Source organism: Bacillus sp. B25(2016b) (genome assembly GCF_001679765.1).
Taxonomy (GTDB): Bacteria; Bacillota; Bacilli; order Bacillales; family Bacillaceae_G; genus Bacillus_A; species Bacillus_A thuringiensis_K.
Genome location: NZ_CP016285.1, coordinates 2,279,595 through 2,300,387 on the forward strand (window position 1 = coordinate 2,279,595; position 20,793 = coordinate 2,300,387).

The window sequence follows — 20,793 nt, forward strand, 5'->3', positions numbered from 1 at the left end:
TAATAGAAACTAATGCTTTGATGATATTATTGAGGAAAGGTGTATATTTTCATTGATATGTAAATATGCACCTTTTCTATTGTATTTGCAATTTAATAAAGTTAATTTGAATTTATGTAACGCACATATATGAAGCCATCTTTTAAAAAAGGAAGTGATTTATCATACACATTCAAGCTGTGAAAATACCAAAGAATATTGAAAGTCATTTGTTTAAGCAACTTAGTAACTTGGTTTCAAATGAGAAGAAAGAACGAATGAAGCGTTTATTAAACTCATGCGACGTTAATAGGACACTGATAGGGGATTTACTAATCCGATCTCTAATCTGCCAAAAGTATAAAATTAATAATGAAGAAATTAGATTTAAATATAATGAGTATGGAAAACCTTTTGTTGAAAATTTTTCTGACTTTCATTTTAATCTGTCACATTCAGGAGAATGGGTGGTTTGTACTACTGCTAATTTTAATGTGGGTATTGATATAGAAAAGGTTTCAGAGATAGAGGCGCTTAAATTAGCAAAAGAATTTTTTTCAGCGGATGAATTTTATGATATATCTAATATGAATTCTGATGAACAAATTAACTATTTTTATGATTTATGGACATTAAAAGAAAGCTATATAAAAACGATTGGAAAAGGGCTTTATACCCAATTAAATTCATTCTCTATAAAAAAAGAATCACGAGCTTTAATTTTATACAAGAATATACCAAAGAATTTTTACTTTAAACAATATAACATTGATCCAAATTATAAGTTATCTGCTTGTGCAACAAGGGATGAATTTCCGCAAGAGATAATAATTAAAGACATTTATGCAATTTTCCAAAATATATACAAATTTGAAAGTAAGGAGAAAATCAATGCAGAAGACTAAACTTTTTTGCTTTCCACATGCTGGGGGATCTGCTTTTAGTTACGCAAAATGGAAAAATTACTTTAATCCATATATTGAGGTAGTTCCGATAGAGTTAGCTGGTAGAGGATATAGAATTGAAGAAAACTTGTACCAAAGTATGGAAGAGGCAGTAAATGATGTCTACAATAAAATAGTTATGCAGATAGATGATTCGCCCTACATTCTATTCGGGCATAGCATGGGAAGTTTGATCGCCTATGAAGTAGCCAGAAAAATAAAAGATTCTAAAAACGTATCGCCTGAATTTCTTGTTTTGTCCGGTAGAAATCATCCAAATAGTAAAATAAAAAATATCCGACATAATCTTTCTAATGAGCAATTTAAAAGAGAAGTTATTGCAATGGGAGGTACACCATCTGGGGTACTGCAATCAGAAGAATTAATGGAGATTTTTCTCCCTATTCTAAGAGCAGATTTTAAAATCGTTGAGACGTATATCCATGAGAAAAATACACAACCATGTGATATTGATTTTCTTATATTTAATGGGGAAAATGATGAATTTACTACATATGATCAAGTAATAAAATGGGAACGATACACAAGTAAAACGTGTACTCTTCATTCTTTTGAAGGTAATCATTTCTTTCTAAATGAAAATATTGAAGAAATAGCAAAGAGTATTATAAGAAAGTTAGATTCTAAAAGATTATCAAATAGTTTTTAGAGGTTTTCTTTCATCATCAGACAGTCGTTGGATAACTGGTGAGTTAATTGATGTAAGGGGTGGATCTTGCTTATAATGCTAATTGTAAGTATTATTTACTTTAAAATCAAAACTTTCTCAATTTAATGTTGAGAAAGTTTTGGTTTTTATTATTCTAGTAGTAATCACTTTTTAAAGTTATAGAAATTTAAAAATAAAGTATTGTATACATGTAAGTATGATTAAAAATGAAAAGTTGTAAATGCTAAATTTAATTAAATACGCCTTACTCTCTTTAACATTGGCCTGAATGAATAGTTTATAGGAGATTACACTGGCTAAAGATGCGATAATTGTTCCAAGCCCTCCAATATTTACTCCTAGTAATAAAGCTTTCCAATCAGAAGTAAAGTTTGATAGAAGAATTGAAGTAGGAAAATTGCTAATCAATTGACTCAAAAATATGGAACTAAAGAAGACTGAAGTATCTCCTCTTAAATTAGCGCGAGCAAAGGTCCCCAGCGCATCAGAATGAGAAATGTTTCCAATAAAAATAAAAAAACAGACAAAGGTTATTAGAAGAAAGTAATCAATCTTTAATAGTAAGTTTCTATCTAACGTAAAAGCTGCCATCAATGTAACTATTAGCGCAATGTAATAATTAATGAAACCAAAAATAGATGCAATGATAGTGATAAGTATCAAAATCCAGATGGTAGCTTTTTTTCGATTCTTCACGGTAATAACAGGTAGTTCTATTTTTAAATCTGTTTTTTGAAGTTTTTGAGTAAATATAAACAACAAACTAATTCCAAGTACAGCTAAAAGCAGGATTGAACCTAAAAATGGGATGAGCTTAATTCCATAGTAAGAATATAGATATAAATTTTGTGGGTTTCCCATAGGCATCAAGCTACTACCGATGTTTGCCGCAATTGTCTGCAGGATGATTGTATCCATCATGTTCATTTGTGTTTTTTTACTAATGACAAGTGTTATTGGTACAAAAGTGAGGAGAGCAACATCATTTGTTACAAACATGGAGCAAATAAAGCATAACAAAATTAGAATAATAGATATTGACCTGCTGTTATTGCATTTATTTAAAATCGCAACGGCAAGTTTGTCTAATATCTTTAGTTGTTCCAAGGCCTTAATGGCCACCATTAGATTAAATAAGCTAATTAACACTTCAAAGTTAATATATTCGACCTTTGGCGAATGTATGAAGCAGCTTACAATTGCTAGTATCAGTGAAATGGTAAGTACTAAATCCTTTTTTAAAAATTCGAATTTCATAAGGAGTCTTTTTTTATTTTGAACGAATACTATTTCTTTCACAATACACCACCTGTAATCTATGTTAGTAAATATACGTTTTTTGGGATAACTCGATATTGCTAGAAAAGAGGATGTCATATGGTCCTAAATAAGAGTTTTGTAATGTTTCATCCCTTCAACAAAATCCTTTTTTTCTTAGTGTCTTTCATGTTGCAAATATGTGCAATATAGACGAATCAAACTAGGGGGATTAATTGAGAAAACAAATGTTTTTTGTATGATACCATAAATAAATTAAATGTTTTATTTTTTAAATATTCTTATAATATCCCGTTGATTCTTGATTTCAAATACTTTATATGAACTTCTAAAAGAGAAAAAATATGCATGTTTTTATGAAGAAAATAGAGGCTTGTCAAAGGTTAGGTAGAACAGCATCCGCGATGTTTGGATACTGTATAAAATTCACAAAATCTCACTGTTTTTTAGATGAAAAATCTTAAAATATTTTTTTGTTTTTATAAAAATCTGTACTTTTTCGTAACATTCTGTACTTTTAATTATAAATTAAAGACAAGCTTCTCTTAGTTGAAGATTGAAAGCGCTTTATAGATTTTTCGTGAAGTTTTTATCTAGCCTATTTTTGAGATTAGTAGTGAGAAAGGAGATATTTCCATGTTCTTGAGAAAATTAACAAAAAACCACTTAATCACTATTGATTATTATGATTTAAATGTAAATCACCGGTAAACGAAACAAACGTAATAGTACAACAACAATAGTGGATAAGAATATTAGTTTTGCAGAAAGGGATAGAGCATCGTGTGTATAATCAATAATTTTTTTGAAAATTTGGGTTTTTAGGTGCATGTTGCGATGTTTGCTTAAACAGGCCAATTCTATTCATATAGAAAATTTTTATCCTTGTTGTATTTGAATATGAATGAGGTATTTATGCCACGGAATATAGGTGATTTTATATAGATTATGATAGATAAATTTTTGGTATGGAGTGATAATATGGAAAGATTTTTTGTAGAGTTAGTCGGATCAACAAATGATTTTTTATGGTCTAAATTGTTAATTATTATGCTTGTTATTTGCGGAATTTATTTTACATTTAAATTGAATTTTGTACAGTTTCGAATGTTAAAAGAGATGGTCCGTGTATTAATGGAGGGAAAAAGTGGTTCTAAAGATCAAATCTCTCCTTTTCAAGCGTTTTGTATTGGTATGGCAGCTCGCGTTGGAACAGGGAATATTACAGGAATTGCAATTGCAATTGCATTAGGAGGTCCTGGAGCTGTATTTTGGATGTGGATTATTTCTATTATTAGCTCGGCATCCAGTTTTGTTGAAAGCACATTAGCACAGATATATAAAGTAAAAGATAAAACTGGCTTCCGCGGTGGTCCATCCTATTATATGGAAAAAGGGTTGAATAAACGTTGGATGGGAGTATTATTCTCTATTTTAATTACAATCACTTTTGGTCTTGTATTCAATTCAGTACAATCAAATACAGTTACAATTGCTTTTCAAAACGCATTTGGTACAGATCGTCTAACAGTCGGGATAATCATGGCCGTTGCTTTCGCTGCGATTATCTTTGGTGGTGTACAACGTATTGCAAAAATGGCTGAATACAAAGTGGTATTTTTAGCGGTATTATACATTGGAGTTGCATTATTTGTTGTAGTTACGAACATATCAAAAATGCCGGAAGTTCTTTCTCTTATTGTTCAAAACGCATTTGGATTTAAACAAATAGCAGGAGGTTCAATTGGTGCAGCACTTATGAATGGAGTTAAACGTGGTTTATTTTCAAATGAAGCTGGTATGGGAAGTGCACCAAACGTTGCAGCAACAGCAACAACAAGTCATCCGGTGAAACAAGGACTGATTCAAGCATTTGGTGTATTAACGGATACACTGATCATTTGTACTAGCACTGCCTTTATCATTTTGCTTTCTGATGCATATAAACAACCGGGGTTAAATGGTATTGCACTGACACAAGCAGCATTAAGTGAACACATCGGTTCTTGGGCATCGGGTTGTCTTGCTATCTTTGTTTTTTTATTTGGATTTGGTGCGTTAATTGGCAACTATTATTATGGTGAAACAAATATTCGCTTCTTACATACAAGTAAAGTGTGGTTAATCATATACAGAATAAGTGTGTTGGCTATGATTGTATTTGGTTCTGTTGCAAAGATTCAAATTGTATGGGATTTAGCGGACTTATTTATGGGCTTTATGGTTATTATTAATTTAATTGCTATTACCTTACTTTCAAAAGTAGCATTTGCGGCGTTACAAGATTATATAAACCAGAAAAAAGCTGGTAAAGATCCTGTTTTTTATAAAGAAAACATTAAAGGGCTTGAAAATATTGAATGTTGGGATAGTTATGAGGAAACTTCAAAAAAGAAAAGTGTGTAATAAGAAAGATATTCAGACTGCAATGTGTCTGAATATCTTTCTTGGTTCTAGTGCAAATATTATTGATGATATTAAAGAAAAAATTATTCTATATAAAGTTAATAGTACGGGGGAATATTGTTAAATGATAAAGGATTCTATCGTTCAAATTGAGGGTCAAGAAAAAGTTTGCTTAGATCAATGGGTAGCTCATTATCGAACGTATGCAGCTAAGGGACGAAGCGCCAGTTATATTCCCGCTCTGGGGGAAATAAATGTATCGCAGTTAGGGATTTGTATAGTAAAGCCAGATGGAACAATGATAAAGTCAGGAGATTGGGAGGTACCTTTCACATTACAAAGTATATCAAAAGTAATCGGGTTTATAGCCGTTTGTTTAAGTCGTGGTATTTCTTATGTATTAGAACGAGTTGACGTAGAGCCAACTGGAGATGCCTTCAATTCGATTATTCGTTTAGAGATACATAAACCAGGAAAACCTTTTAATCCTATGATTAATGCTGGAGCGATTACGATAGCTTCACTTTTGCCAGGGATATCGGTGAAAGAAAAATTAGAATCTCTATACGTATTAATTGAAAAAATGATAGAGAAGCGTCCTGCTATTAATGAAATAGTATTTCAATCAGAATGGGAAACGGCTCATCGTAATAGAGCTTTAGCATACTATTTAAAGGAGAATGGTTTTCTAGAATCAGATGTGGAGGAGACACTAGAGGTTTACCTAAAACAATGTTCAATTGAAATAAATACAGAAGATATTGCCTTAATAGGGCTTATACTAGCACATGATGGATATCATCCTATTCGCAAAGAACAAGTGCTCCCTAAAGAAGTAGCTAGGTTAACAAAAGCTTTAATGCTTACTTGTGGAATGTACAATGCTTCCGGGAAATTTGCTGCTTTTATTGGATTACCAGCTAAGAGTGGGGTATCCGGCGGAATTATGACACTTGTTCCCTCAAAATCTAGGAAGGATTTATCGTTTCAAGATGGATGTGGTATTGGTATTTACGGACCAGCCATTGATGAATATGGGAATAGTTTACCAGGAGTTATGTTGTTAGAACATATTGCAAAAGAATGGGATTTGAGTATATTTTAAAAAGGAGCACAAATATTTTGGTGTTAGAGCGAGTCCAAAAGTGTTCAGGCCATATATTGTGTCTGAACATTTTTGAGTTATAAAGTATCTTTCTAAAGTAGAAGACTGTAATGAATACTCACAATCTGTAATACTTTCGTTTATATCTTATTTATTAGTTTTTGAAAAAAATAGAGTAAGTGTTGTATTAATACAAATAGGTTTGTATACTGACTGTTAGGCGAAAGTGGGAAGTGATTATTTTGAATCTTAGTAATTTAGTAAAAAAAGACATCTATATTCTTGTTTTAATGATACTTACAGTACCCTTAGTAGGTGAAATAAAGTCATTTCCCTTAAACGAAACATTTAGAATGAGCTTTGGTGCACCGACATTTTTCTTTTTTTTGTTATTGTTTCGACGAGTTCCAGCATTTTTACCGGGTTTTTTAACAGCAATAGTCGTTGTAGTATTTCGTATGTCAATGGATGTAATAATAAAGGGAAATATGGATTGGTTAGCCGCTTTTCATACTCACTATCCTAGTTTTTTCTTTTATTTTACGTATTCGTATCTCTTTCATTTAGCAAAAATTAAACGTTTTTATCATCAACCACTAATGATCGGTTTGATTGGTTGCGTTATTGAAATATTGTCAGACTGTGTGGAATTAATGATTCAATATTTCGTATTAAAAACATCGATCACATCCGAGGCAATAAATGAGATCGTTGTTATCGCATGTTCCCATAGTTTTATAGTTCTAAGCTTTTTCAATATGATGAAATTGTATGAAGCGCAATCAAGGGAGAGACACATAAAGAAACAAAATGAACATATGCTTATGCTCATTTCTAATTTATATGAAGATGCTGTTCATTTAAAAAAAACATTACAAGATACTGAGAATATAACAAAAAAATCCTATGATTTATATAAAACCTTAGACTCTTTTGAGCATAAACAGATGGATTTTCAGTTTCAGGATTTAAGGCAACAGGCATTACAAATTGCTGGTGAGGTGCATGACGTTAAAAAGGATAATCAACGTATTTTTGCGGGACTTTCAAAACTAATTTCTGATGAAAGTTTTACAGATTATATGTCTGTACATGAACTAGTAAACATCATTATACGGGCAAATACGAAATATGCACGGTTGCTAGAGAAAGACATCCAATTTGTATATAAAATTGATGGTGTGCATCCTCATTATCATATTTATACAATCCTATCTATTGTAAATAATATCGTGACAAACGCTGTAGAGGCTATCCAAAGTATGGGAACTATTATAATTGACATTAATAAAGACCATCATTTCGTTGAATTTCGAATAGGAGATAACGGTCCAGGTATTTCTTCAAAATATAAAGATTCAATTTTTGAGCCTGGTTTTACTTCTAAATATGATGGTTTAGGCAATCCATCGACAGGCATCGGACTATCGTATGTTAAAGAAATGGTCGAACAACTTGAAGGTGATGTTACGCTTGAGGACAGAACCGAAGGAAGAGGATCAATTTTTATAATTAGATTAGGGATTGATCATATAATTTCGAAAGGGTGATTCTATGTATTTTTATATAGTAGATGATGAAAAAGCGGTTCGTTCAATGTTGGCTCAAATTATCGAGGATGAAGATCTTGGAGAGGTTATAGGAGAAGCTGAGGATGGTTTATCTTTAGAGCAATACATGCCGATCCTTAAAAATATAGACATTTTATTTATTGATTTGTTAATGCCCATTCAAGATGGAATAAAAACAATTCGTCAAATAAAGCCTTCGTTTAAAGGGAAAATCATCATGGTCTCTCAAGTAGAATCAAAAGAATTAATTGCTGAAGCTTATTCGCTTGGCGTTGAATACTATATTATTAAGCCAATTAACCGGATTGAAGTATTAACAGTTGTCCGGAAAGTCATTGAAAGAATTCGTTTGGAAAAATCGATAAAAAACATTCAAGAATCGCTTAATACGGTACTAAAATTGGATAGTAATTCAAGTGCGCAAGAAAAATACCGTAATGAAAAACATTTAAATACTTTTAATCATTTTCAAAATTCCATTCATTTTCTTTTGTCGGAATTAGGAATAGCCAGTGAAAATGGAAGTAAAGATTTAATGGATATGCTAGATTATTTATATAAATATGAACAAGATAACACGTTGGAACAAGGTTTTCCCTCACTAAAAGAGATTTTTATGAATTTAGCTCAAAAAAAACTTGGGGATTCAGCTGAAGATACCGAATTAAAAAGGTTCATAGAAGCTTCCAAACAACGGATTCGGAGAGCAATTTATCAATCATTAAACCATTTAGCATCTCTTGGACTTACTGATTTTTTAAACCCGAAGTTCGAAAATTATGCTTCTAGATTTTTTGATTTTACTACCGTAAGGAGAAAGATGACAGAATTGAATAATGAACCAACAGTACCTGCTCGTATTGATACGAAAAAATTCATTCAAGTTCTTTATTTTGAAGCAAAACGAATACACTTGGAATTAAGATGATAAACTCTTGCTCATTATCATTTTCAATTAATAGATTGATAGTTGTTTTCATGTTATTTGTTTTATATAGTTTTTCTAAGAGAGTATTTTCCTTTCTTTCATATCATTTTTAAAATCAGAAAATTCCGTATCGATTTGGTAGAAATGTACTAACTTGGAACAAAAGAATATGTATTTCTTACACATTAATATTCATTTAAAAACGAGTATTTCCAAAATAAAATATAACTACATAGTAAGTTGAATTTAAAAAAAGATGCTATCTTCTAGCATCTTTTTTTCTTTTAGAGAAAATATCATTCATACTTATATTATTTGAAATTCAAATGCAGGCATACAAATGAAGGAATAGGAGATAATATTTAACAAATTATAATTAAAAATGGTATTTTAGGTCAGAAATGTTTTTATACTAACTAGGTTATTGGTACTAAATAAGTATAATGTCTCGCTTTTCTGCTCTTTAATCTTATCGTTATTTTTTATTAAGTACATATCGTTCTTTAGAAATTTCAATCCTAACAGAGTATATAAATTGGGTGATAAACATGTGGAACATAATTACTTCTTATTTTCCAGATTGGAAAGTCTTTGTACAAGCTTTTATTTTGTTTTTAATTCCGTATACTATCTCAAGATTTTTTCATTGGGTTCGTATGACAGAGAAAGAGTGGGAAGAATGAGTTGGTGGAAGTCCAGAGACAAACAAGTGAAGAAAAATAATATTCAAAGTAAAACGAAACAAGAGTATAAACCTTCTCAAAATGCAACCGTTCATTTCACAAACGATTTTGCCTCTAACTTAGAACTTATAAAGCAACAGATCGGACATAATTCTGATGTTCGCTTTCGGAAGTTTAATATTGGACGCACAGATATTCAAGCTGGGATCATTTTTGTTGATGGTCTATCAGATAAAGAGATCATTGACAAACATATTATGAAATTACTAATGGATGATTTTTCTGACGAATATAAAAATGAATCTTCTTATGTGGAGGGGACTGTTTCAAAAGAATATATTAAAAATAAAGTTCTTACAATTAGTGAAGTAGCAGAAGTCCATTACATAAAAGATGTGATATCCAAAGTATTGATAGGTTCAACAGCTCTTTTAATTGATGGTTTAGCAGATGTGTTTATTCTTGGTACAACAAAAGCAAATAAACGAAACATGGAAGAACCAGTATCAGAGGCATTAGTCAGAGGGCCACGGGTTGGTTTTACTGAAGTATTAAGTGATAATACCTCACTTTTGCGACGGCATTGTGCAGATGAGAACTTATCATTAGTAAAGCTACCAGTAGGAGAACGTGCAAAGAAAGAATTAGTTGTCGCATTTATTAAAGATCTTGCTAGTACAGAATTGGTGGAAGAAATAAAAAACAGAATTCAGAAAATTGACATAGACAGTGTACTCGAATCTGGTTATATAGAGCAACTCATTGAAGATAATTATCTCAGTCCTTTCCCGCAGATTCAAAATACAGAACGACCTGATCGTGTTATTAGTGCTTTGATGGAAGGCCGAGTAGCTATTTTGTTAGATGGAACACCATTTGTTTTAATTGCTCCAGTTACATTTAGTATGCTGCTGCAATCACCAGAAGATTATTATGAAAGGTGGCTTCCTGGTACGCTTCTCCGCTTATTACGCTTCATGACAGCGTTTGTTTCATTATTTGCTCCAGCACTGTATATTTCTTTTATTTCATTTCATCCAGGATTAATTCCCACCAAGCTAGCTATTTCTATTATCGGATCGCGAGAAGGAGTTCCTTTTCCCGCTTTAATCGAAGCGTTGATTATGGAAGTAGCCATCGAAGTTTTACGAGAAGCAGGTTTACGTCTGCCTAAACCGATTGGACCTGCAATGGGAATTGTGGGCGGTTTAATAATTGGTCAGGCTGCCGTAGAAGCAGGAATCGTTAGCCCAATAATGGTTATCGTTGTTGCGGTAACAGCTATTTCTTCTTTTACTATCCCACAATATAGTGTGGGAATTACGTTACGCATTCTTCGTTTTGTAGCTATGTTTTGTGCTGCGATATTTGGATTGTATGGAGTTATTCTCTTCTTTCTTTTACTTTGCAGTCATTTAGTGAAACTGAAAAGTTTTGGCGTTCCTTATACTAGCCCTGCTGTTCCGTATCGATTTAGTGACTGGAAAGATTTTATGGTTCGCATGCCATTAAAAATAATGAGACGTAGACCAAAAATAATGCATACTAAAAAAACTATCCGCAAAAAGTAGCTGATGACGAAAGGAAGTGGCCTTCAGTGATTACTAAATCCCAAGACCGAATAACAACTTCGCAAGCAGTTGTTATTATTGTAAATTACATACTCGGAACAGGAATCCTCACTCTGCCCAGAGCATCTGTGGAAAAAGTGAAAACACCAGATGTATGGCTAAGTGTGATATTAGGTGGAATACTCGCAATGGTTTCAGGAGTAATCATGGTCAAATTAAGTCAAGGATTCCCAGAAAAAACCTTTTATCAATACAGTCAAGAAATTGTAGGGAAATGGATAGGCAGGTTGCTTAGTTTTCTTATTATAGGTTATTTTCTTACAACCTCAGCTTTTCAAATTCGTTCAATGGCAGAAGTAATAAGCTTTTTTTTGCTCGAAGGAACTCCTACATGGGCTATTATTATGCCTTTTATGTGGATAGGTCTTTATTTGATTATGAGTGGTATTAACTCAATTGCACGGATGTTTGAAATAATATTCCCTATTACTGTTTTTATTTTTTTAGTCATTTCCTTTATGAGTATCGGAATATTTGAGATAGATAATCTCCGTCCCGTATTGGGTTTTGGGATTAAACCAGTGTTAGATGGGATAAAAACAACGTCTCTCGCATATACAGGTCCTGAAATTATGTTAATTCTTTTGGTGTTTATGGAACAACGAAATAAAGCAGTAAAAGCTATTTTAGTTGGAATTTCTATTCCGTTAATCTTTTATGTAATAACTGTTGTAATGGTCATCGGTGCATTATCAATTGATGGGGTTGTAACAAGAACATGGCCGACAATTGACCTTATGCGCAGTTTTGAAATTTCTGGTTTGATATTTGAACGTTTTGAATCTTTACTACTTGTAATATGGATTATGCAAATATTTGCTACCTATACGATTAGTTACTATGCAGCTGCATTAGGATTAGCCCAACTCTTTAAAAAGAGTATTCATCCATTTATTTTTGCTTTGATTCCAATCATTTACATCATTGCTATGACTTCGAAAAATATAAATCATTTGCTTAAATTGGGGGATATGCTCGGTAATGCTGCTATATTTTTATTTGGTTTACTGCCACTGCTCCTTCTTATTATTAAGCGATTAAAAGGAGGAATAGTGTGAAAACGAAATTTAATTATATGCGGTTCTATTTGGCTTTGTTATCGATGCTTGTGCTCCTATTTTTAACAGGATGTTGGAGCAGTAAAGAAGTAGAAGAGTTGAGTTTAACTGCAGGTATAGCACTAGATAAAGGGAAGGATTCAACAATTGAGAAAGAGGATGAGGAAGGAGGATATCCTAAAAGAAATCTTATAACAGCTACTTATCAAATTGTTAGTTCGCAAGCACAAAGTAAAGGAAACGGACAACAAAAACGGTATATAAATGTTTCTGAGACCGGTGATTCCATTCATCAAATTGTTCGGGAGCTTTCATTGAAAAGAGAGAGCGAAATGTTCAGCCCGCATTTAAAAAACATTGTTATTAGTGATAGTCTTGTACGTACATACAGTTTAGAACAATTACTTGAACAGTATCTCCGTGACAATGAAGTTCGGCTGAGCTCTATGATCTTAATTAGCAAGGGGCTAGCGAAGGAGGTACTGGAATCAAACAAAAAAGGAGAAATCCCAGCATTTCGTTTGTCTGGAATTGCAGATAATAGAAATAGAACAACAAGGATTTTGGCTCCTGTATCGCTCGCTAAATTAGAAGGAAAGATGCGGTCAGGGTCCAGTTTTCTTTTGCAAAATGTAATCTCGATGAATGGGGAAACAAAATTTGCAGGAGCTGCTGTAATTAAAGGGAAGACAAAAAAATTGATGGGCTTTTTAAATGAACAGGAATTGGAAGGAGTAGTATGGATAAACGGAAAAAGGAATGGTGGTGTGATAAAAACTTTTGATAAAGAATCAAAGAAACTCATTATATACGAAATAAAGTCAATAAAAAGCAAAATCATACCACATGTTAACGGAAATAATATTTCCTTTGATGTAAACATTGAATCAGAAGGACGTTTGTCTGAAAATTGGGTGCAACCAGGAAAAGATTTTGAAAATGAATTTTTAAAAAGGGAAGAAAAAGCTATTGAAAATGAAGTAAAGCACTTAGTACATCATGTTACAAAAAAAATACAAAAAGAATATCAAGTCGATATTGCGGGTTTTGGCAACCAATTAAGAATTAAACACCCGAGAACATGGGAGGAAGTCAAAAAAGATTGGGATCGAACATTTAGTAAGGTACCGATTAAATATCATATAAATGTAACTATACAAGATTATGGAGCGTCAAGTTTAAAACGGTGAGACGTCTTAATTGACCTTATATTTACACAAAAACAAAAAGTTACAAAAATTTTAATTTGAAAATTTTTGTAACTTTTTGTTTTTTTATGTCCTTCTTATTATAGATTAAAGAAATGATTTTACCCTATACATTTCTTTTACGTTATAAAAGTAGATCACAATAGTTACTATTGGCGTTTTATTTAACGTTAGGAAAGAGGAATCGTTATATGTCTTGAATAGGAGGGAGTTTGAAGTGCAAGCGAAAGCAGTGCAAATAAAAGAAATCTATCAAGAAATATTAGACGGTAAAAGAAGTAGGTTTCCACCGAATACATGGAAAGAAGATAGCAATAGAGAGCTATCTAAAAGGGTTACAAAATATTTAATTGAAACAATTTTAAAATAGAAATTAACAAAGTCTTAAAAGGAGAGAGTTTAAATGATGATTGTTCTTCAGGTAGTTTTAGCAATTTTTATTGTAGTAGGGGGATTCATAAAAATTTTTCGTATATCTTTTCAGGTGGAACATTGGCAACAATATCAATATCCATTATGGTTTATGTCTATAATTGGTTTTATTGAAATTATTGGAGCAATAGGTATAATCGGTGGTATTTGGAATCAATACTTAGCGCTAGGAGCAAATATATTATTAGCAGTTCTCATGGTCGGAGCCATTCATGCTCATATTTTTCGAGCAAAACAATCTATTTTAATGATAATTCCTGCATTACTTTGTTTCATACTATCTACAGCGATAATTATTTGGAACTTAAATACATTTTCTTAAGCGTAACTATAAATTTTGAAAATAAGTAATTATTAGAGGAATATGTAAGCTCTATTTAAAATGGTGAATAGTTAAAGAATATTAATTCCGAAAAATCATCACCATTTTACTCTTGTTTTTAATAGTTCTATGAATAGAAAGTCTCTACATTTTTTAAATGCATGCTTGTAAAGTACATACAAAAGTGTAGCTCATTATAGGAAGGAGAATTTTTAAATTCTATTGATAAACCCAGTAATTGTAATAGCCCTAACTTAGAATAATAATTTCAAAATCAATAAAGTTTAGAATAAAAGGAGCAAGATCAAATTATTATGAATAAACAAATAGGATTTATCGGATGTGGAAACATGGGTATTGCTATGATAGGTGGGATGATTAATAAAAATATAGTGTCTCCAAATCAAATAATTTGTTCAGATTTAAACGTCAGCAATTTAAAAAATGCTAGTGATAAATATGGCATAACTATAACTACTAACAATAATGAAGTCGCTAACAGTGCTGACATTTTAATTTTATCAATTAAACCAGACCTATACACATCGGTAATTAACCAAATAAAAGACCAAATAAAAGATGATGTAATTGTTGTAACTATTGCTGCAGGAAAAAGTATTAAGAGCACTGAGAATGAATTTGATAGAAAGTTAAAGGTTATTAGGGTAATGCCTAATACACCGGTACTTGTTGGGGAAGGAATGTCTGCATTATCTTTTAATGAAATGGTTACAGAAAAAGATATAAAAGAGGTACTAAATATATTTAATATTTTCGGCCAGACGGAGGTCGTAAATGAAAAACTAATGGATGTTGTTACATCTATTAGTGGTTCTTCTCCAGCATATGTGTATATGTTTATAGAAGCCATGGCAGATGCTGCTGTACTTGACGGTATGCCGAGAAAACAAGCTTATAAATTTGCGGCTCAGGCTGTATTAGGTTCTGCAAAAATGGTATTGGCAACGGGAATACATCCAGGTGAATTGAAGGATATGGTTTGTTCTCCAGGTGGAACGACGATAGAAGCTGTAGCAACACTAGAAGAAAAAGGTTTAAGAACAGCTATCATTTCAGCTATGAAACGTTGTACGAAAAAATCTATGGAAATGTCTCGTTTAACTAGTAAGTGAGAGGCTTTGTTTAGGCGTAACTTCACATCCATTAATGTAAGTAGTTATTTAAATTGAAAATTTGTTGCTATTCTCTTATAGGGAGCGGGGGCATACATTGCCTTCCGCAACGGTGCTCTAGGATGGAATTAAATAGATTAATATATAAATTATAGGGAAAATAAAAAGTGTATACAAATGTATAATCGGAGGAGTTGTTATGTCAAATAAAGTTCCTACTTCCTTTATCATTATTATAGGATTGATGCTGTTTGCATTGTTTTTTGGAGCAGGAAATTTAATTTTTCCACCTATGCTTGGTCAAATGGCTGGAAATAATGTATGGATAGCCAATGCAGGCTTTTTAGTTACTGGAGTTGGTTTACCATTGTTAGCAATAACAGCATTTGTTTTTTCAGGTGAAAATGATTTGCAATCTTTAGCTAGTCGTGTGCATCCGGTGTTTGGTATTGTATTTACGACCGTTCTCTATCTAGCGATTGGCCCCTTTTACGCCATCCCTAGATCTGGTAATGTATCGTTTGAAATTGGAATTAAACCTTTTTTATCACATGATGCAGGTCCTGTTGCCTTAACTGTATTTACAATCTTATTTTTTACAGTTACATGCTTGTTATCCCTTAATCCTACAAAGATTATTGACATAGTTGGGAAAATTTTGACTCCTATCAAATTGACTGTTATTGGGATGCTCGTAGTTGTGACTTTTATTCATCCAATTGGAAGAATTCAAGCGCCTATTGAATTGTATGCATCAGATTCATTTTTTAAAGGTTTTCAAGAAGGATATTTAACATTAGATGCCCTTGGAGCTTTTGTTTTCGGAATCATTATCGTGAATGCAATTAGAGAAAAAGGGGCTACGACTAAAAAGCAGCTTATGATTGTTTGTGTAAAAGCAACGGCTATTGCTGCTACACTCTTAGCTCTTATTTATACTGCCCTTTCCTATATGGGCGCTTCTAGTGTAGAAAAACTAGGTCGTTTAAATAATGGGGCTGAAGTTTTAGAAAAAGTTTCGGACTATTACTTTGGTTCGTATGGTGCAATTTTCTTAGGTGTAATGATTATAGTAGCATGTTTAATTACAAGCGTAGGACTTATCACTGCTTGTTCTTCTTTTTTTCATAAATTATTTCCAAAAATTTCTTACAAAAAACTTGCTATTATTTTGTCTGTTTTCAGTACACTAGTTGTGAATATAGGGTTAACACAATTAATTAAGATTTCAATCCCTGTATTAATAACTATGTATCCAATTGCTATTACCTTAATATTCCTAATATTTTTACACTCTGTATTCAATGGTAGATTTGAAGTATATCAAGGGAGTTTGATATTGACATTTATTTTTAGTTCGTTAGATGGATTAAAAGCTGCTGGAATAGAAAGTGAAATAATACATAATTTTCTTGAACATTTTCTTCCTTTATATAGTGTAGGTTTAGGGTGGGGGGTTCCGGCTATTATAGGCGGTGTATGTGGGTATATTGTTAGTGTATTACGGAAGAAAAATAACTTAAGTTCTAGTGAAACTCAATTAAATAAATAAATTATTTTTGTTTATCATACCATTATCGAACATACAAAACTAATTATCTCTTTGGAATGACAAAATCTTTTATTTATATCTTTGGAGGTAAATTGAATGAGTTATAACACATTATAGCTGATGTTTGTTGAACAGTGGAGGAAAGAGAAAAAATAGAATGTTACAAATTTATTTAACGTAAAAGAAATATTATAAGACTATGTAATAACTAAGTAAATTTATATACAACAATAATGAGAAGAGCAAACCTTATTTTAAAGGGGATACAGAGAATATGAGTAAGTTATTAAAAAAGAAATCCGTTACACAATTGTTAGAGCATAATCAAAGCAAGACCTTAACGAAAACATTAGGAGCATTTGATTTAATTATGTTAGGGGTAGGCTCAATAATTGGAACGGGCGTTCTTGTGTTAACTGGATTAGTAGCAGCAAGAGATGCTGGTCCAGCAGTTATTTTTTCATTTGTACTTGCAGCAATTATATGCGGATTTATAGCATTATGTTACGCAGAAATTGCTTCCACACTCCCGGCATCTGGTAGTGTATATACGTACTCATATGCAACAATTGGTGAGTTTGTTGCTCATCTAGTAGGTTGGTCTTTACTGTTAATATATATCGTGGCAACAGCGGCTGTCGCTGCTGGATGGACAGGCTATTTCCACAATTTAATAAAAGGATTTGGATTAGAGATACCTAAAGCTCTAGTAACGATCCCTTCACATGGTGGTATTGTAAATCTACCAGCAGTAATCATTACATTGATATTAGCATGGATGTTATCCCGTGGTACGAGGGAAAGTAAACGAATCAATAATATAATGGTATTGATTAAAATTGGTATGATTTTATTGTTTATTACAGTTGGTATATTCTATGTAAAACCAATGAACTGGGTACCAATTGCACCATACGGTTTAAGTGGGGTTTTTACGGGTGGAGCAGCTATTTTATTCGCTTTCACGGGTTTTGATATATTAGCAACTTCAGCAGAAGAAGTAAAAGATCCGAAACGTAATCTTCCCATCGGTATTATTGCATCATTAATCATATGTACAATTATTTATGTTATGGTATGCATTGTTATGACAGGAATGGTTTCCTATAAAGAATTAAATGTTCCTGAGGCAATGGCTTATGTAATGGAAGTGGTAGGACAAGGAAAAGTCGCTGGTGCAATTGCTGCAGGTGCTGTAATTGGCCTTATGGCTGTTATTTTTTCAAATATGTATGCGGCAACACGAGTTTTCTTTGCAATGAGTCGTGATGGATTGTTACCGAAATCATTTGCGAAAGTTAATAAGAAAACTGGAGCACCCACTTTTATAACTGGATTGTCAGGAATAGGGAGTTCTATAATAGCTGGGTTTATTGATTTGAAAGAATTGGTTAATTTAGTTAATATCGGTAGTTTGGTGACGTTTGCGTTAGTTTGTCTATCAGTTATTATTCTCCGTAAATCACACCCAAATTTAAAACGTGGATTTATGGTACCTTTTGTACCTGTATTACCAAGCGTTTCAATTGTTTGTTGTGTGTTTTTAATGCTAATTTTACCGTTAAGAACATGGATGTACTTTAGTATTTGGATTACTATTGGGGCAGTCATATATTTCTTTTATTCGATAAAACACAGTAATTTAAATGAGGAAACGATCTCGAAATTACATGATAAAATTGCGAGATAATAACGAGAGAAAATTGTATTAATAATCATATTGATAGTTGAGTAACATAGAAGCAGTTTTTTGATATTTAGCAAGAAATAAAATGAAAAATCCTAGGACAGCTGAGTGCCTTTTTTAGAAACCTTGCCTGTTTTTCATGATTTAAAACTAATAAGGAGAGGAAAGTATGAGTGAATTGCATTTTATGAGTCTAGAAGAACTGGATAATGAATTAGAAAAAGATGACAGTGGTATTTATTTTATTAGAGATTATAATGACAATATTATTTATATAGGTAAGGCTTTTAGTATAAAAAGTAGAGTATTAGCTCATTTTAATAGTTATTCCAATATTAAGGAATATGTACATTTATTTAATAAAGTAGCGTATCTTATTGAAGATAGCTTGTTAAAACGCTCATTGTTACAAGTTACTTATATGATTAAATATAAACCAGTATTAAACAAAGAAGTCCAAAAAGAATTCCCAGAGTTATATACTCAATACATTAAGCAAACAAATAAAAAATCCATGTTGTTAGAAATGGATGAAGCTAAAGAAAAAAGGAATGAGTTAAAGAATAGATTAGTAAAATTAGTAGGCGGAAAAACTATGTTTTATGACATAATTTCTCTGTTAAACAATGGATATAACTATCATGTTCTCGCAAAAGTATTGAGCATAGAACTTCAAACTTTAATTATAATGAAAGAACACCGAAACAAATTTCCGATACCACATAATTATAAGAGGACAATAAAGCATCAAGATATAATGTATGCTTTATCTGGAAAAAAGAATTTAAGTACTTCAAGGTTAAACACTTAACTTTAAAGTAGTAAATTCGTTGCTTTTGTAGCTTTTATTGTTATATTGAAATGCAATGTACATTTGTGTTTCAAATTCAATTGGTAGAATAAGGGGAGGGAAAGGGTTCACATAAAAGTACTAGAAGAAATTAGGTTACTCATGCGTAAATAGCATAATTAGGCACATGTTATTTATAAATATTCAAAGATACGAAAGTAATACAAATGAAATTCTTATTTCTGCTACTACAAGTACTATTGAGCAAATGAAGTATGAAATTGCTTTTGAACTAGGAGTCACACTGGGACCTGATACATCACATCATCTGCAAATGGTTCGGATCGGTGGAGAGATTACAAAACGCTTAGTTCGAATGGCTGAAAAATAGTTAACAGGTCAATACAGATTACACTAATAAAATAATCCGTATATATACGGATTATTTTCCTTTAATTTACAAAAAAACAAATTTCGAAATTGAAAAGACCTCTCAGATTCCTTTGTAATAATCTTTTTTAGTTATGTTAATGACATAGGTATCTAAAGGTGATAAATTCGGTATGAACGATGTATGAGCCCTTAAAAGTGTTTTGGTGTTATTTGCAATTTTAATTCCATAATACTTAAGCTGATATAATAAAATGTTTTATGTCTAAATCGATATAAAATAATAATTATTAAGTGATATTTCTTTTTTTATAGAATAAGTAAAAACTGATACTGTAGTAATTACTGTTTTGAGATCAATTTACTGTGTACCTTAATTATTGAAGTTTTTTGTTGATTAACAACTATTGTATTTGGAAATTAATAATAAGTTTATCCCGCTATTTGCCGGGCAGTAAGACCCCGATTGGTATGGGCTAATAATCAGTGGGGGATGAACAAAACCCCCACTGATTAAAGTTTCACTTTATGTGATACGGTAATAAAACTAGCTAGTTTGCTATTCTTAGTATTTGTAAAGTCTATATATTTTTTCCTCTTTTGTGGAAAGTAAAACTAATGTTACGACCAGTAATATAGTGTCATTTTTTGAATATTCCATTCGTTTTTTATTTTTAGTTGATGAAAAGACCTTTCTCTCAATTAAATGTTTAATTGAGTACTTGAATTTCCTCTACCTTGTATTTTTCAAAGCATAGTGCTTCAAAAATAGCCGTATCGCTTTCATCTGTTTCCAATTTCACAACTTCTTTATTATCTTTTTCTAAAATTTGGAGCAAAATAGTTTTTCAGTTTCACATTTAAATTAGCAGTATTTATTTTTTGAATTCAATTTGTATAAATGATTGAATTGGAACTTTGACTGTTATTTCTTGCGGTGGTACAGTATCTCCTGTAACTTTCGCTGCATTTTAAACCTTTTTCCAGCTTGGTCCTCGCATTGAC

General features: G+C 31.8%; 18 protein-coding genes and 2 pseudogenes. 18 read left to right on the top strand and 2 right to left on the bottom strand.

The genetic code is table 11. From position 1 onward, the window contains the following. Window positions 1-179: 179 nt before the first annotated feature. The 3 genes and pseudogenes from BAQ53_RS11625 to BAQ53_RS26615 all read left to right on the top strand — a co-directional run. Window positions 180-884, top strand: coding sequence for a 4'-phosphopantetheinyl transferase family protein (locus tag BAQ53_RS11625; protein ID WP_000701221.1), 705 nt, complete (start codon window positions 180-182; stop codon window positions 882-884). Then, window positions 871-1,593: a thioesterase II family protein gene (locus BAQ53_RS11630; protein WP_001172950.1), complete on the top strand. Its 723-nt coding sequence runs from the start codon at window positions 871-873 to the stop codon at window positions 1,591-1,593. Before BAQ53_RS11625 ends, BAQ53_RS11630 begins: the two co-directional genes overlap by 14 nt. A gap of 1 nt (window position 1,594) precedes the next feature. Further along, window positions 1,595-1,669: pseudogene (locus tag BAQ53_RS26615) on the top strand (short-chain dehydrogenase); the annotation flags it as partial. Window positions 1,670-1,770: 101 nt separating this feature from the next. On the opposite strand, the gene BAQ53_RS11635 reads toward BAQ53_RS26615, so the two are convergent. After that, window positions 1,771-2,913, bottom strand: a complete 1,143-nt coding sequence (locus tag BAQ53_RS11635; RefSeq protein ID WP_000659270.1) for an anion transporter — start codon at window positions 2,911-2,913, stop codon at window positions 1,771-1,773. A 960-nt stretch (window positions 2,914-3,873) separates the two neighbouring features. Here BAQ53_RS11635 and BAQ53_RS11640 point away from each other — a divergent pair. The 15 genes and pseudogenes from BAQ53_RS11640 (at window position 3,874) to BAQ53_RS11705 (ending at window position 19,789) form a co-directional block, all read left to right on the top strand. Continuing rightward, a complete protein-coding gene (locus BAQ53_RS11640; protein WP_208906867.1) occupies window positions 3,874-5,298 on the top strand; it encodes an alanine/glycine:cation symporter family protein in 1,425 nt (474 codons plus the stop codon). Window positions 5,299-5,422: 124 nt separating this feature from the next. After that, window positions 5,423-6,403: a glutaminase GlsA gene (gene glsA, locus BAQ53_RS11645; protein WP_000588633.1), complete on the top strand. Its 981-nt coding sequence runs from the start codon at window positions 5,423-5,425 to the stop codon at window positions 6,401-6,403. Between the two features lie 233 nt (window positions 6,404-6,636). After that, the gene (locus BAQ53_RS11650; protein WP_000584815.1) at window positions 6,637-7,953 is read left to right on the top strand and encodes an ATP-binding protein; all 1,317 of its coding nucleotides are present in this window, start codon (window positions 6,637-6,639) and stop codon (window positions 7,951-7,953) included. Between the two features lie 4 nt (window positions 7,954-7,957). After that, complete coding sequence (locus tag BAQ53_RS11655; RefSeq protein WP_000274091.1) at window positions 7,958-8,902, top strand: response regulator; 945 nt, start codon at window positions 7,958-7,960, stop codon at window positions 8,900-8,902. Between the two features lie 548 nt (window positions 8,903-9,450). Beyond that, complete coding sequence (locus tag BAQ53_RS26380; RefSeq protein ID WP_000267086.1) at window positions 9,451-9,585, top strand: hypothetical protein; 135 nt, start codon at window positions 9,451-9,453, stop codon at window positions 9,583-9,585. Next, window positions 9,582-11,156: a spore germination protein gene (locus BAQ53_RS11660; protein ID WP_000119240.1), complete on the top strand. Its 1,575-nt coding sequence runs from the start codon at window positions 9,582-9,584 to the stop codon at window positions 11,154-11,156. Before BAQ53_RS26380 ends, BAQ53_RS11660 begins: the two co-directional genes overlap by 4 nt. 26 nt (window positions 11,157-11,182) lie before the next feature. Continuing rightward, entirely contained in the window at window positions 11,183-12,274 is a 1,092-nt protein-coding gene (locus BAQ53_RS11665) for a spore germination protein (RefSeq protein ID WP_000629019.1), read from the top strand. Further along, window positions 12,271-13,464: a Ger(x)C family spore germination protein gene (locus tag BAQ53_RS11670; protein WP_000850038.1), complete on the top strand. Its 1,194-nt coding sequence runs from the start codon at window positions 12,271-12,273 to the stop codon at window positions 13,462-13,464. The genes BAQ53_RS11665 and BAQ53_RS11670 overlap by 4 nt, the downstream gene beginning before the upstream one ends. Window positions 13,465-13,699: 235 nt before the next feature. Continuing rightward, window positions 13,700-13,849 (top strand): annotated as a pseudogene (locus tag BAQ53_RS11675) (DUF4046 domain-containing protein); the annotation flags it as partial. Window positions 13,850-13,885: 36 nt separating this feature from the next. Next, window positions 13,886-14,236 carry a DoxX family protein gene (locus BAQ53_RS11680; protein ID WP_000973720.1) on the top strand — a complete coding sequence of 117 codons (351 nt, stop codon included), beginning with the start codon at window positions 13,886-13,888 and terminating at the stop codon, window positions 14,234-14,236. Window positions 14,237-14,550: 314 nt separating this feature from the next. Then, window positions 14,551-15,369 carry a pyrroline-5-carboxylate reductase gene (gene proC / locus BAQ53_RS11685; protein WP_001041304.1) on the top strand — a complete coding sequence of 273 codons (819 nt, stop codon included), beginning with the start codon at window positions 14,551-14,553 and terminating at the stop codon, window positions 15,367-15,369. 199 nt (window positions 15,370-15,568) lie between these two features. Continuing rightward, window positions 15,569-16,921 (top strand): branched-chain amino acid transport system II carrier protein BrnQ5, encoded by a 1,353-nt coding sequence (gene brnQ5, locus BAQ53_RS11690; RefSeq protein ID WP_208906868.1) that lies wholly within the window; start codon window positions 15,569-15,571, stop codon window positions 16,919-16,921. A gap of 274 nt (window positions 16,922-17,195) precedes the next feature. After that, complete coding sequence (locus BAQ53_RS11695; protein WP_131251326.1) at window positions 17,196-18,611, top strand: amino acid permease; 1,416 nt, start codon at window positions 17,196-17,198, stop codon at window positions 18,609-18,611. Window positions 18,612-18,777: 166 nt separating this feature from the next. Beyond that, a complete protein-coding gene (locus BAQ53_RS11700; RefSeq protein ID WP_001292181.1) occupies window positions 18,778-19,419 on the top strand; it encodes a GIY-YIG nuclease family protein in 642 nt (213 codons plus the stop codon). Window positions 19,420-19,585: 166 nt separating this feature from the next. Next, entirely contained in the window at window positions 19,586-19,789 is a 204-nt protein-coding gene (locus BAQ53_RS11705; RefSeq protein WP_000897402.1) for an alpha/beta-type small acid-soluble spore protein, read from the top strand. Between the two features lie 709 nt (window positions 19,790-20,498). Here the strand turns inward: BAQ53_RS11705 and BAQ53_RS11710 are convergent. After that, entirely contained in the window at window positions 20,499-20,627 is a 129-nt protein-coding gene (locus BAQ53_RS11710) for a hypothetical protein (protein WP_000939299.1), read from the bottom strand. Window positions 20,628-20,793 lie beyond the last annotated feature (166 nt).